Raw genomic sequence first — 13,380 nt, forward strand, 5'->3', positions numbered from 1 at the left:
GTTTAAGGAGAAAAAGATGACGGCAATTGCCCCGGTTATTACCATTGATGGCCCAAGCGGTGCAGGTAAAGGCACCTTGTGCAAAGCAATGGCGGAAGCATTGCAGTGGCATCTGTTAGATTCTGGCGCGATTTATCGTGTACTGGCGCTTGCGGCGTTACATCACCATGTTGATGTCGCCTCTGAAGATGCGCTGGTCCCGCTGGCGTCACATCTGGATGTGCGTTTTATCTCAACAGACGGCAATCTGGAAGTTATCCTGGAAGGTGAAGATGTTAGTGGTGAAATCCGCACTCAGGAAGTGGCAAACGCCGCCTCTCAGGTTGCTGCGTTTCCCCGTGTGCGCGAAGCGCTGTTACGTCGCCAACGCGCCTTCCGTGAAGCTCCGGGGTTAATCGCCGACGGACGCGATATGGGGACGGTAGTCTTCCCGGACGCGCCGGTTAAAATTTTTCTGGACGCTTCCTCGCAAGAACGTGCGCATCGACGTATGCTACAGTTGCAGGAGAAGGGCTTTAGTGTTAACTTTGAACGCCTTTTGGCCGAGATCGAAGAACGCGACGACCGCGATCGAAACCGTGCGGTAGCGCCGTTAGTTCCTGCTGCTGATGCCTTAGTTTTGGATTCAACCCGATTAAGCATTGAGCAAGTGATTGAAAAAGCGTTACAATACGCGCGCCAAAAACTGGCACTCGCTTAAGCGCGACCGAATTTGCAGTACCCCCGTTGCAATGGATTGACAGCGGGTATGTTAAACAACCCCATCCGGCATGGAGCCAGGTGGACGTTAAATATGAAACCTGAAGATTAAACATGACTGAATCTTTTGCTCAACTGTTTGAAGAATCCTTAAAAGAAATCGAAACCCGTCCGGGTTCCATCGTTCGTGGTGTTGTTGTTGCTATCGACAAAGATATCGTACTGGTTGACGCCGGTCTGAAATCTGAGTCTGCCATTCCGGCAGAGCAGTTCAAAAACGCCCAGGGCGAGCTGGAAATCCAGGTTGGTGACGAAGTTGACGTTGCTCTGGATGCAGTAGAAGACGGCTTCGGTGAAACTCTGCTGTCCCGTGAAAAAGCTAAACGTCACGAAGCTTGGATCACGCTGGAAAAAGCTTACGAAGAAGCTGCGACCGTTACTGGTGTTATCAATGGCAAAGTCAAGGGTGGCTTCACTGTTGAGCTGAATGGTATTCGCGCGTTCCTGCCGGGTTCCCTGGTAGACGTTCGTCCGGTCCGCGACACGCTGCACCTGGAAGGCAAAGAGCTTGAATTCAAAGTAATCAAGCTGGATCAGAAACGTAACAACGTCGTTGTTTCCCGTCGTGCCGTTATCGAATCCGAAAACAGCGCAGAACGCGATCAGCTGCTGGAAAACCTGCAGGAAGGCATGGAAGTTAAAGGTATCGTTAAGAACCTCACTGACTACGGTGCATTCGTTGATCTGGGTGGCGTTGACGGCCTGCTGCACATCACCGACATGGCATGGAAACGCGTTAAGCATCCGAGCGAAATCGTAAACGTTGGCGACGAAATCACTGTTAAAGTGCTGAAGTTCGACCGCGAGCGTACTCGTGTATCTCTGGGCCTGAAACAGCTGGGCGAAGATCCATGGGTAGCTATCGCTAAGCGTTATCCGGAAGGTACCAAACTGACTGGTCGCGTGACCAACCTGACCGACTACGGCTGCTTCGTTGAAATCGAAGAAGGCGTTGAAGGCCTGGTTCACGTTTCCGAAATGGATTGGACCAACAAAAACATCCACCCGTCCAAAGTTGTTAACGTTGGCGACGTAGTGGAAGTTATGGTTCTGGATATCGACGAAGAACGTCGTCGTATCTCCCTGGGTCTGAAGCAGTGCAAAAACAACCCATGGCAGCAGTTCGCGGAAACCCACAACAAGGGCGACCGTGTTGAAGGTAAAATCAAGTCTATCACTGACTTCGGTATCTTCATCGGCCTGGACGGCGGCATCGACGGCCTGGTTCACCTGTCTGACATCTCCTGGAACGTTGCAGGCGAAGAAGCAGTTCGTGAATACAAAAAAGGCGACGAAATCGCAGCAGTTGTTCTGCAGGTTGACGCAGAACGTGAGCGTATCTCTCTGGGCGTTAAACAGCTCGCAGAAGATCCGTTCAACAACTGGGTTGCACTGAACAAGAAAGGCGCAATCGTAAACGGTAAAGTGACTGCAGTTGACGCTAAAGGCGCAACCGTAGAACTGGCTGACGGCGTTGAAGGTTACCTGCGCGCTTCTGAAGCTTCACGTGACCGCGTTGAAGATGCAACTCTGGTTCTGAGCGTAGGCGACGACGTTGAAGCTAAATTCACCGGCGTTGATCGTAAGAACCGTGCAATCAGCCTGTCTGTTCGTGCTAAAGACGAAGCTGATGAGAAAGATGCAATCGCAACTGTTAACAAACAGGAAGATGCAAACTTCTCTAACAACGCAATGGCTGAAGCTTTCAAAGCAGCTAAAGGCGAGTAATATCGAGTACTCTATACCCTAAATAATTCGAGTTGCAGGAAGGCGGCAAGGGAGCGAATCCCCAGGAGCTTACTTCAGTAAGTGATTGGGGTGAACGAGCGTAGCCAACGCACATGCAACTTGAAGTATGGCGGGTATAATCCTTTGTGCTGTTAACAGCACAAAGGATGACGAGTAGCTTGACAGATTACAGGATTCGTCCTGTAATCAATGACAAAGGGCGGCTACGGCCGCCCTTAATCAATGCAGCAGCTAATTTTGCCTTTAAGGAACCGGAGGAATCATGACCAAGTCAGAATTGATCGAAAGACTTGCAACCCAGCAGCCTCACATTCCCGCGAAAGCGGTTGAAGATGCGGTAAAAGAGATGCTGGAACATATGGCCTCGACTCTGGCGCAGGGCGAGCGTATTGAAATCCGCGGTTTCGGTAGTTTTTCTCTGCATTACCGCGCACCACGTACCGGACGTAATCCGAAGACTGGCGATAAAGTGGATCTGGAAGGAAAATATGTTCCGCACTTTAAACCGGGTAAAGAGCTGCGCGATCGCGCCAATATTTATGGCTAAGTTTTTCACAAAACTTAACGTCGAGAAAAGCACCTGTAGGGGTGCTTTTTTCATTTCTGCTTGCCCATATTGGAACCCGCCTCTCAGTTAAATTGCACATTACATCCTTCGCGTAATAACAGCAGAACACACGCCGGAAAACGAAAAATTGCTGCCAGACAACCGCTGCGTTGTCCTGCACACTTCCTGTAACAGGGAGGTGTTTTGTGAAAATAACAACGGTCAGTTCGTGTGCATTGTGCGGTATTCTCCCGCTTACGGTATTACCCTCACTGCCCGAAATGCTGTGCATCAGCGGCCTGTTTTGCCTGGCGTGTGTGCTCTGTCTTATTCCGCACAAGTATCTGCATTATGCCGGGTTAACGCTGTTGTTCTTTCTCTGGGGAATACTGGCGGCGAAAGACGCTATCTGGGCGGGGAATATGCTCCCCGCTAACACTCAGCAGGCCATAGTACAGATAACCGGCACTGACCATATGACCACGCACTATGGACAGATTACCCACCTGCAGGGGAGGCGAATATTTCCGGCGCAGGGGATCGTACTGTATGGACAATACTTACCTGGTGAGGTTTGTGCGGGTCAGAAATGGGCGATGACGCTTAAGGTTCGCGCGGTACACGGCCAATTAAATGAAGGGGGATTTGATAGCCAGCGCTATGCGTTAGCACAGCATCAACCGCTGACGGGACGTTTCCTGCAGGCAAGTGTCATTTCGCCACAGTGTAGCCTGCGTGCCCGTTATCTCTCTTCGTTGAATACAACGTTATCCGTTTATCCCTGGCAGCAGGTGATACTGGGCCTGGGAATGGGGGAGCGACTCTCTGTTTCGCAAGAGGTGAAAACCATTATGCGCGACACCGGAACGGCGCATTTGATGGCTATTTCCGGGCTACATATTGCCTTTGCCGCGCTTTTAGCTGCCGGGCTAATTCGCGGTGGGCAATTTTTTATGCCAACCCGCTGGATCGCCTGGCAGGTTCCGCTGGTGGGCGGAATTGCTTGTGCGACGTTTTATGCATGGTTAACAGGGCTACAGCCTCCCGCATTACGCACCGTGGTTGCATTGATTGTCTGGGGGGCGCTTAAACTGAGCGGGCGGCAGTGGAGTGGGTGGGCTGTCTGGACATGCTGTCTGGCCGCAATTGTGATGGTTGATCCCGTTGCTGTTCTCTCACAAAGCCTGTGGTTGTCCGCGTTTGCCGTTGCTGCACTGATATTCTGGTATCAATGGTTTCCACTGCCCGAATGGTCACTCTCCCGTGCGGGACGCGTATTTCTCGAGCTGGCGCATCTCCAGTTAGGTATCACGCTCCTGCTTTTGCCAGTGCAAATCGCCCTGTTTCACGGTATCAGCCTGACCTCATTTCTGGCCAATTTGTTTGCTGTACCGTTGGTCACGTTTGTTTCTGTCCCGCTGATACTCGCGGGTATGATCGTGCACTTAACCGGGCCGCTGGTTGTCGAGACCGGGTGCTGGTATCTGGCCGATCGATCGCTGGCACTCTTATTCTGGGCGCTCAATAGTCTGCCAAACGGTTGGATCAACATTGACCAACGCTGGCAATGGCTTTCGTTATCGCCCTGGGCGATGCTCGTTGCATGGCGACTGAATGCATGGCGTACCTTACCGGTGGTCTGCATTTCGGCAGTGCTTTTGTTGAGTTTGCCATTCTGGCGACCTGCGCGAACGCAAGTGTGGCAGGTGTATATGCTGGATGTTGGGCAAGGACTGGCAATAGTCATCGCCCGTAATGGTAAAGCGATCCTCTACGATACCGGGCTGGCATGGCCTGGGGGTGATAGCGCACAGCAGTTGATTATCCCCTGGTTACGCTGGCACAACCTGACGCCCGAAGGGATCGTATTGAGCCATGAACATCTGGACCACCGGGGGGGAATGGACTCGTTACTGAAAACCTGGCCAGCAATGTGGGTGAGAAGCCCGCTAGGATGGAAAGGCCATTTACCCTGTTTTCGCGGCGAGAGCTGGCAATGGCAGGGATTAACGTTCAGTGCTCACTGGCCGCTCCGTGGGACTAACGATCGGGGGAATAACCATTCCTGTGTGGTGAGAGTTGACGACGGCAAGCGCAGTTTTCTGCTGACCGGTGATATTGAATCTCCTGCAGAACAAAAAATGCTAAGTCATTACTGGCAGCATCTGCAGTCCACTTTTATTCAAGTACCGCATCATGGCAGCAACACTTCATCGTCATTAGCGTTTGTTCAGCGGGTTGCTGGGCAGGTGGCGTTAGCCTCAGCTTCACGCTATAACGCCTGGCGTTTGCCTTCCTGGAAAGTGAAGCAACGCTATCAGCAGCAGGGTTACCAATGGCTGGATACGCCTCATCAGGGGCAGGTTACGCTGGACTTTTTCCCGGAAAATTGGCGGATACGCAGTTTGCGGGATCAGATTTTACCTCGTTGGTATCATCAGTGGTTTGGCGTGCCGGAGGATAACGGGTAGAATATGCGGCTATTCTAACAAATGCTGGTTTTTTGAATGCATAACGATAAAGATCTCTCTACGTGGCAGACGTTTCGCCGACTATGGCCGACCATAGCGCCTTTTAAATCGGGTCTGATCGTGGCGGGTATAGCGTTAGTCCTGAACGCGGCCAGCGATACCTTCATGCTATCGCTCCTTAAACCATTACTGGATGATGGTTTTGGTAAAGCCGATCGCTCGGTGCTGATGTGGATGCCACTGGTGGTCATTGGACTGATGGTAGTACGTGGCTTAACCAGCTACGTCTCCAGCTACTGTATTTCCTGGGTGTCAGGCAAAGTGGTAATGACCATACGCCGCCGCCTGTTTGGTCATATGATGGGCATGCCCGTCGCTTTTTTTGATAAACAGTCAACAGGTACGTTACTGTCTCGTATTACCTATGATTCAGAGCAGGTTGCGTCATCGTCTTCTGGCGCACTGATCACCGTAGTGCGTGAAGGGGCCTCGATTATTGGCCTGTTTATCATGATGTTTTATTACAGCTGGCAGCTGTCATTAATTCTAATTGTGCTGGCGCCTATTGTGTCGATTGCAATTCGTGTGGTTTCCAAGCGTTTTCGCAGCATCAGTAAGAATATGCAAAACACTATGGGGCAGGTGACGACCAGTGCGGAGCAGATGCTGAAAGGCCACAAAGAAGTTTTAATTTTTGGTGGCCAGGAAGTCGAATCTAATCGTTTTGATAAAGTCAGTAACAAGATGCGTTTGCAGGGCATGAAGATGGTTTCCGCGTCTTCTATCTCCGATCCTATCATTCAGCTGATTGCGTCTTTGGCGCTGGCTTTCGTGTTGTATGCGGCCAGTTTCCCCAGCGTCATGGAAAACCTGACGGCAGGGACCATCACGGTGGTCTTCTCCTCAATGATCGCTCTGATGCGCCCGCTGAAGTCTCTGACTAACGTCAACGCGCAGTTCCAGCGCGGTATGGCGGCGTGCCAGACCTTGTTCACTATTCTGGATAGCGAACAGGAAAAAGATGAAGGTAAACGCGTTATTGAACGCGCGACCGGTGATTTAGAGTTCCGTAACGTCACCTTTACCTATCCAGGTCGTGAAGTGCCTGCGCTGCGTAACATCAACCTGAATATTCCGGCGGGAAAAACCGTTGCGCTGGTTGGGCGTTCAGGGTCAGGTAAATCCACCATCGCCAGTCTGATTACGCGTTTCTACGATATCGATGAAGGGCAAATTTTGATGGATGGACACGATCTGCGTGAATATACCCTGGCGTCCTTGCGCGATCAGGTTGCGCTGGTCTCGCAGAACGTGCACCTGTTTAACGACACGGTAGCCAATAACATCGCTTACGCGCGTACGGATATCTACAGTCGCGAGCAAATTGAAGAAGCGGCGCGTATGGCCTACGCCATGGACTTCATCAACAAGATGGATGATGGTCTGGATACGGTCATCGGCGAGAACGGCGTGCTGCTTTCCGGCGGTCAGCGCCAGCGTATTGCTATCGCCCGTGCCTTGCTGCGCGACAGCCCGATTCTGATCCTGGATGAAGCGACGTCGGCTCTGGATACCGAATCCGAACGCGCTATCCAGGCGGCTCTTGATGAACTGCAGAAAAACCGCACCTCGCTGGTCATTGCGCACCGTCTTTCGACCATCGAACAGGCGGACGAGATTGTCGTTGTGGAAGATGGGCTGATTGTTGAGCGCGGTACCCATAGTGAACTGCTCGAACAACGCGGTGTGTATGCGCAATTACACAAAATGCAATTTGGTCAATGATCGCGCGCATCTGGTCCGGTGAATCGCCGCTGTGGCGGTTGTTACTTCCGCTCTCCTGGCTATATGGTCTGGTGAGCGGGGTGATCCGCTTATGCTATACGCTTGGGCTTAAACGTGCATGGCGCGCACCGGTGCCGGTTGTAGTAGTTGGAAACCTTACAGCTGGCGGCAATGGTAAAACACCCGTCGTTATTTGGTTGGTTGAACACCTGCAGCAACGCGGCATTCGTGTGGGCGTAGTTTCTCGCGGCTATGGCGGAAAAGCGCAGGCGTACCCGCTGTTGCTGACGGCGGACACCACGACGGCAGAAGCGGGCGATGAACCGGTACTGATCTTCCAGCGTACCGGCGTGCCGGTTGCTGTTTCTCCGGTAAGAGCCGATGCGGTAAAAGCCATTCTTGCTCATCATGACGTGCAGATTATCGTCACGGACGATGGTCTGCAGCATTATGCCCTGGCGCGCGATGTTGAAATCGTGGTGATTGACGGCGAACGTCGGTTTGGCAATGGCTGGTGGCTTCCCGCGGGGCCTATGCGGGAGCGAGCGGATCGGCTTAAATCGGTGGATGCGGCTATCGTCAACGGTGGTATCCCGCAGGCGGGAGAGATTCCGATGCGCCTTGAGCCGGGGCTGGCCGTTAATTTACGCACCGGCGAGCGCTGCAACGTTGCGCTGTTACCCAATATTGTTGCTATGGCTGGGATTGGTCATCCCCCACGTTTCTTTGCCACCCTGGCGGCATGCGGGGCTAAACCACAGAAATGTGTCCCATTGGCAGACCATCAGTCTCTGACCTACAGTGACGTCAGTGCATTATTAGTTGCCGGACAAACGCTGGTGATGACGGAAAAAGACGCGGTGAAATGTCGTGCCTTTGCCGAGGATAACTGGTGGTACCTCCCTGTTGATGCGCATCTGTCGGGCGACCAGCCTGACGTATTACTTGATAAATTAACCTCGCTGGCTCGTTAACGGTTTCACGCTGCGGCAGCGACTGATTGATGAGGTTATCCATGTCGTTGCCGCACCTTTCTCTGACGGATGCCCGTCATCTTCACCTGGCAGCACAGGGCCTGCTGAAAAAAACACGTCGTCGGGCGACCCCGGCAGATATTCTCGCGACCATTACGCGCATGTCTTTACTGCAAATAGACACCATTAATATTGTCGCGCGTAGCCCTTATCTGGTGCTGTTTAGTCGTCTGGGCGACTATTCCCCACAGTGGCTGGATGACTCGCTACTGCACGGCGAATTGATGGAATATTGGGCGCATGAGGCGTGCTTCTTACCGCGCAGCGACTTTATGCTGATTCGCCATCGTATGCTGGCCCCTGAGAATATGGGCTGGAAGTACAAAGCCGCCTGGATGCAAGAGCATGTCCATGAGATTGAACAATTGCTTCATCACATTCAGCAAAATGGACCGGTGCGTTCAGCCGATTTTGAGCATCCGCGCAAGGGAACCAGCGGGTGGTGGGAATGGAAGCCGCAGAAACGTCATCTTGAAGGACTGTTCACCGCCGGTAGGGTGATGGTGGTGGAGCGGCGTAATTTCCAGCGGGTCTATGATGTAACGCATCGGGTTATGCCGCACTGGGATGATGAACGAGACTTGCTTTCGCAGACGCAAGCGGAAACGGTCATGCTGGACAACAGCGCGCGCAGCCTCGGTATTTTCCGTGAACCGTGGCTGGCGGACTACTATCGATTGAAGCGTCCAGAACTCAAAAACTGGCGTGATGTGCGCGCAGAGCAACGGAAAATCATCCCTGTCGATGTCGAAAGGTTGGGACCTATGTGGCTCCATAGCGATCTTCTACCATTGCTTGAACAGGCAAAGGCGGGCAGATTAACAGCCACCCACAGTGCTGTGTTATCTCCCTTTGACCCGGTGGTCTGGGATCGTAAACGCGCGGAGCAGTTGTTTGATTTTAACTATCGGCTGGAGTGCTATACGCCCGCGCCGAAACGGCAGTACGGCTATTTTGTTTTGCCTTTGCTGCATCGTGGGCAACTGGTGGGCCGTATGGATGCTAAAATGCACCGTAAAACAGGCGTGCTGGAGATTATCTCACTATGGTTGCAGGATGGCGTAAAACCGGGAATGACTCTGCAAAGGGGGGTGTTCCAGGCCATCGATGATTTTGCGCGCTGGCAACAGGCGACACGCGTTACGCTGGGACGCTACCCTGACGGTTTATTTGTCGACTGTCGTGATGGCTGGGAAATAGCCCAGTCCGCTAAACGATTATGTTAATATTTACGGATTCACAATCCGGTCCATCTGGAGGAACTATGGATCATCGTCTGCTTGAAATTATTGCCTGCCCTGTATGCAATGGAAAACTCTGGTACAACCAGGAAAAACAGGAACTTATTTGTAAGCCGGATAACCTGGCGTTCCCACTGCGAGACGGTATTCCCGTGTTGCTGGAAACGGAAGCTCGCGCCCTGACGGCGGATGAGAGTAAATCATGAGTTTTGTGGTCATTATTCCCGCGCGCTATGCGTCTACGCGCCTGCCCGGTAAGCCACTGCTGGATATCAACGGCAAACCGATGATCGTGCATGTTCTGGAGCGTGCGCGCGAGTCCGGTGCCGATCGCATTATTGTTGCTACCGATCATGAAGATGTTGCTCGCGCAGTCGAAGCGGTGGGTGGGGAAGTGTGCATGACGCGCGCCGATCACCAGTCCGGAACGGAGCGCCTGGCGGAAGTCGTCGAGAAATGTGGTTTTAGCGACGATACCGTTATTGTGAACGTGCAGGGTGATGAGCCGATGATCCCGGCGGTCATTATTCGCCAGGTAGCAGAGAACCTGGCGCAGCGGCAGGTCGGTATGGCAACGCTTGCTGCGCCGATCCACACCACGGAAGAAGCCTTTAATCCTAATGCGGTAAAAGTGGTACTGGATTCTGAAGGTTATGCGCTCTATTTCTCACGGGCAACTATTCCCTGGGATCGCGATCGTTTTGCCAAAAGTCTTGAAACCGTCGGCGATACCTTCCTGCGTCATCTGGGGATTTATGGCTATCGCGCCGGTTTTATCCGTCGCTATGTCAACTGGCAGCCGAGCCCGCTTGAGCATATTGAAATGCTGGAGCAGCTCCGCGTGCTGTGGTACGGCGAAAAAATTCACGTTGCTGTGGCAAAAGAAGTACCCGGCACAGGTGTTGATACCGCCGAAGATCTCGAGCGCGTTCGCGCTGAAATGCGTTAGTTTTTCTAATCACACTCCCCTCACTACAGATTGATATCTGGCGAGTATTAGTGGGAGGAGTGTCGTATCTTGATTCTTTTCTTCCACTTTTCTGTTCATCAATTGATCTCATCCGGGTGACATCCGTCTGCACGACGCTCATTATGAAAGCAGTCGCATTTATGAGGGCCATCTGAAATGGAACAGTTGCGTGCCGAACTCAGTCATTTACTGGGTGAAAAACTCAGTCGTATAGAATGCGTGAATGAAAAAGCGGATACGGCGCTGTGGGCATTGTATGACAGCCAGGGAAACCCGATGCCGCTGATGGCGAGAAGTTTCACTACGCCGGGTATGGCACAGCAGCTGGCATGGAAAACGTCCATGCTGGCGCGCAGTGGTACGGTACGTATGCCGGTCATTTATGGTGTCCTGACGCACGAGGAACATCCTGGCCCGGACGTGCTGCTACTTGAGCGCTTACGCGGCGTGCCGGTGGAAGCACCCGCCAGAACACCCGAGCGTTGGGAACATTTAAAAGATCAGATTGTAGAAGGCATGCTGTCATGGCATCGCCAGGACAGTCGCGGATGTGTTGGTGAGGTGGATAATACCCAGGAAAATGTCTGGCCATCCTGGTATCGTCAACGTGTGGAGGTGTTGTGGAGCACCCTCAACCAGTTCAGCAATACCGGGTTAACGATGCAGGACAAACGGATTTTGTTTCGGACCCGAGAGTGTCTGCCCAGCCTGTTCGAAGGTTTTAATGATAACTGCGTTCTGATCCACGGTAATTTCAGTTTGCGCAGTATGCTCAAAGATGCTCGCAGCGATCAGCTCCTGGCAATGGTCGGGCCGGGATTAATGCTCTGGGCGCCAAGAGAGTTTGAGCTGTTCCGGCTGATGGATAATGCACTGGCGGAAAGCCTGTTGTGGCAATATCTGCAACGCGCGCCCGTGGCGGAGTCGTTCATTTGGCGACGCTGGCTGTATGTGTTGTGGGATGAAGTCGCCCAGTTGGTCAATACCGGGCGTTTCAGTCGGTCTAACTTTGATCTGGCAACCAAATCACTGTTGCCCTGGCTCGCCTGATGAACATGCGAATGCCTTATCCGGCCTACAAATCTGCGCTGAACACGTAGGCCTGATAAGACGCGGCAGCGTCGCCATCAGGCAACATTCCTGTCAATGTTCCGATCCCTTCAGCCACTGCCATATGCGCCCCAGCGTTTCGTAGCCGACGCGATCGCTGTGCATCAACCAGACGGGAGACGGAACGGCGCGCTCCCACGGGTTCAGCGGAGAGTCTATTGCCAGCTGATTAGCGGGCGCTGGGAGCGGATGCAGCCCGGCCTGCTGGAAGAAGATCATTGCGCGCGGTAAATGTGATGCGGAGGTCACCAGCAGGAACGGCGCGTCGCCAATCGCCTTTTTCACTGCGGCAGCTTCTTCTTCGGTATCTTTAGGCTCATCCAGCGTAATTATCTCACTGCGGGGAACCCCCAGCGACTGGGCCACGCGGGCGCCAACTTCCGCAGCGCTGACGGTGTTGGTTTTTGCTACGCCGCCGGTGAAGATCAGCTTCGATCCCGGATTGGCTCGCCACAGACGCAGACCTTCATTGAGGCGCGGAAGGCTATTATTGATAAGATTTGAACTCGGCGTCCATTGCGGGTTCCAGGTATAGCCTCCGCCCAGTACCACAACGTACTCGACTTTCTGCGTATCCTGCCAGGTGGGATAGGTATCTTCAATCGGTTTCAGCAGACTATCGGCGACGGGCTGCAAGCTGAGCAGCAAAAGTGCCAGCCAGCTAAGGCTAATACACACTTTCCCTGTTTTCTGAAAGCGACTAAACCACACTAACGCCAGCCCTATCCCCATCACCAGCAGCATCAATGGAAGCGGCAGCATCATACCGCCAATCACTTTCTTCAGCGTAAAAAGCATCCTTTTTGGTTCCTTTTTTAACCATACAGCAGAAGATCAGCAGGGATATTACACCAGAAAGGTTCATTCTCGGCGTGGGTGTGACAAAATAGCGGTTTTACTTAGTCACCCTTAAGCCAGCATGTGGAGCGCGCGATGCGGGATCGCAATTTTGATGATATTGCCGAGAAGTTTTCCCGTAACATTTACGGTACCACCAAAGGTCAGCTTCGTCAGACGATCCTCTGGCAGGATCTGGACACGCTGCTTGCCGACTACGCGGGCCAAACGTTGCGTGTGCTTGATGCGGGTGGCGGAGAAGGGCAGACAGCCATTCTGATGGCGCAGCGGGGCCATCACGTCACCTTGTGCGATCTTTCTGCTGAAATGGTGGCGCGAGCGCAACGAGCGGCAGAAGAGCAAGGTGTGAGCGACAACATGCATTTTATACATTGTGCCGCTCAGGACATTCCGCAGCATTTGGATTCTCAGGTTGATCTGATATTGTTTCATGCTGTGCTGGAATGGGTGGCTGACCCGCAAGCGGTCTTAAAAACACTGTGGTCGATGTTACGTCCGGGCGGTGCTTTATCGCTGATGTTCTACAATGCAAACGGTCTGTTGATGCGTAATGTGTTGGTCGGTAATTTTGGCTATGTACAGCAGGGAATGTATAAAAAGAAACGGCGCACGTTGTCTCCCGATTTCCCGCGCGACCCTCAGCAAGTCTATGGCTGGCTGGAGGAGATCGGCTGGGAGATAACCGGTAAAACGGGCGTGAGGGTGTTTCATGATTATCTGCGTGATAAACAAAAACAGCATGACTGTTTTGACGCTTTAACAGAAATAGAAACGCGCTATTGTCGCCAGGAGCCGTTTATCAGCCTTGGGCGTTATATTCATGTCACCGCGCGCAAACCGCAGATGCAAGGATAAC

Annotated in this window: 12 protein-coding genes; 11 read left to right on the forward strand and 1 reads right to left on the reverse strand. The window is 52.7% G+C overall.

The window, feature by feature from the left end; translation table 11 throughout:
* The first annotated feature begins 16 nt into the window (after nucleotides 1-16).
* From cmk to QNN86_RS06045, 10 genes are all read left to right on the forward strand, one after another.
* Nucleotides 17-700 (forward strand): (d)CMP kinase, encoded by a 684-nt coding sequence (gene cmk / locus QNN86_RS06000; RefSeq protein WP_045441261.1) that lies wholly within the window; start codon nucleotides 17-19, stop codon nucleotides 698-700.
* 113 nt (nucleotides 701-813) lie between these two features.
* Entirely contained in the window at nucleotides 814-2,487 is a 1,674-nt protein-coding gene (gene rpsA, locus QNN86_RS06005) for a 30S ribosomal protein S1 (RefSeq protein WP_045441262.1), read from the forward strand.
* Between the two features lie 283 nt (nucleotides 2,488-2,770).
* Nucleotides 2,771-3,055, forward strand: coding sequence for an integration host factor subunit beta (gene ihfB, locus QNN86_RS06010; protein ID WP_003035780.1), 285 nt, complete (start codon nucleotides 2,771-2,773; stop codon nucleotides 3,053-3,055).
* Nucleotides 3,056-3,261: 206 nt separating this feature from the next.
* On the forward strand, nucleotides 3,262-5,526 hold the full coding sequence (locus QNN86_RS06015) for a ComEC family protein (RefSeq protein ID WP_279277054.1): 2,265 nt from the start codon (nucleotides 3,262-3,264) through the stop codon (nucleotides 5,524-5,526).
* A gap of 36 nt (nucleotides 5,527-5,562) precedes the next feature.
* Entirely contained in the window at nucleotides 5,563-7,311 is a 1,749-nt protein-coding gene (gene msbA, locus QNN86_RS06020; protein ID WP_181619010.1) for a lipid A ABC transporter ATP-binding protein/permease MsbA, read from the forward strand.
* Complete coding sequence (gene lpxK / locus QNN86_RS06025; protein WP_182270100.1) at nucleotides 7,308-8,285, forward strand: tetraacyldisaccharide 4'-kinase; 978 nt, start codon at nucleotides 7,308-7,310, stop codon at nucleotides 8,283-8,285. Before msbA ends, lpxK begins: the two co-directional genes overlap by 4 nt.
* A gap of 41 nt (nucleotides 8,286-8,326) precedes the next feature.
* Nucleotides 8,327-9,571: a DNA glycosylase AlkZ-like family protein gene (locus QNN86_RS06030; RefSeq protein ID WP_182270099.1), complete on the forward strand. Its 1,245-nt coding sequence runs from the start codon at nucleotides 8,327-8,329 to the stop codon at nucleotides 9,569-9,571.
* 38 nt (nucleotides 9,572-9,609) lie between these two features.
* The gene (gene ycaR / locus QNN86_RS06035) at nucleotides 9,610-9,792 is read left to right on the forward strand and encodes a protein YcaR (RefSeq protein WP_096757674.1); all 183 of its coding nucleotides are present in this window, start codon (nucleotides 9,610-9,612) and stop codon (nucleotides 9,790-9,792) included.
* On the forward strand, nucleotides 9,789-10,535 hold the full coding sequence (gene kdsB, locus QNN86_RS06040) for a 3-deoxy-manno-octulosonate cytidylyltransferase (RefSeq protein ID WP_117341716.1): 747 nt from the start codon (nucleotides 9,789-9,791) through the stop codon (nucleotides 10,533-10,535). Before ycaR ends, kdsB begins: the two co-directional genes overlap by 4 nt.
* 177 nt (nucleotides 10,536-10,712) lie before the next feature.
* Complete coding sequence (locus tag QNN86_RS06045) at nucleotides 10,713-11,606, forward strand: YcbJ family phosphotransferase (protein ID WP_181619013.1); 894 nt, start codon at nucleotides 10,713-10,715, stop codon at nucleotides 11,604-11,606.
* Between the two features lie 93 nt (nucleotides 11,607-11,699).
* On the opposite strand, the gene elyC is transcribed toward QNN86_RS06045, so the two are convergent.
* On the reverse strand, nucleotides 11,700-12,464 hold the full coding sequence (gene elyC, locus QNN86_RS06050) for an envelope biogenesis factor ElyC (RefSeq protein WP_182270098.1): 765 nt from the start codon (nucleotides 12,462-12,464) through the stop codon (nucleotides 11,700-11,702).
* Between the two features lie 135 nt (nucleotides 12,465-12,599).
* Here elyC and cmoM point away from each other — a divergent pair, with 135 nt between their 5' ends.
* Entirely contained in the window at nucleotides 12,600-13,379 is a 780-nt protein-coding gene (cmoM, locus tag QNN86_RS06055; RefSeq protein ID WP_096757669.1) for a tRNA uridine 5-oxyacetic acid(34) methyltransferase CmoM, read from the forward strand.
* The last annotated feature ends 1 nt before the right edge of the window (nucleotide 13,380 follow it).

This window comes from Citrobacter sp. C348 (assembly GCF_047467975.1).
GTDB lineage: Bacteria > Pseudomonadota > Gammaproteobacteria > Enterobacterales > Enterobacteriaceae > Citrobacter > Citrobacter gillenii.

Coding starts and splice junctions, on each gene's coding strand:
- cmk (WP_045441261.1), top strand. CDS start 17: ATGACGGCAATTGCCCCGGTTATTACCATTGATGGCCCAAGCGGTGCA.
- rpsA (WP_045441262.1), top strand. CDS start 814: ATGACTGAATCTTTTGCTCAACTGTTTGAAGAATCCTTAAAAGAAATC.
- ihfB (WP_003035780.1), top strand. CDS start 2,771: ATGACCAAGTCAGAATTGATCGAAAGACTTGCAACCCAGCAGCCTCAC.
- msbA (WP_181619010.1), top strand. CDS start 5,563: ATGCATAACGATAAAGATCTCTCTACGTGGCAGACGTTTCGCCGACTA.
- lpxK (WP_182270100.1), top strand. CDS start 7,308: ATGATCGCGCGCATCTGGTCCGGTGAATCGCCGCTGTGGCGGTTGTTA.
- QNN86_RS06030 (WP_182270099.1), top strand. CDS start 8,327: ATGTCGTTGCCGCACCTTTCTCTGACGGATGCCCGTCATCTTCACCTG.
- ycaR (WP_096757674.1), top strand. CDS start 9,610: ATGGATCATCGTCTGCTTGAAATTATTGCCTGCCCTGTATGCAATGGA.
- kdsB (WP_117341716.1), top strand. CDS start 9,789: ATGAGTTTTGTGGTCATTATTCCCGCGCGCTATGCGTCTACGCGCCTG.
- QNN86_RS06045 (WP_181619013.1), top strand. CDS start 10,713: ATGGAACAGTTGCGTGCCGAACTCAGTCATTTACTGGGTGAAAAACTC.
- elyC (WP_182270098.1), bottom strand. CDS start 12,464: ATGCTTTTTACGCTGAAGAAAGTGATTGGCGGTATGATGCTGCCGCTT.
- cmoM (WP_096757669.1), top strand. CDS start 12,600: ATGCGGGATCGCAATTTTGATGATATTGCCGAGAAGTTTTCCCGTAAC.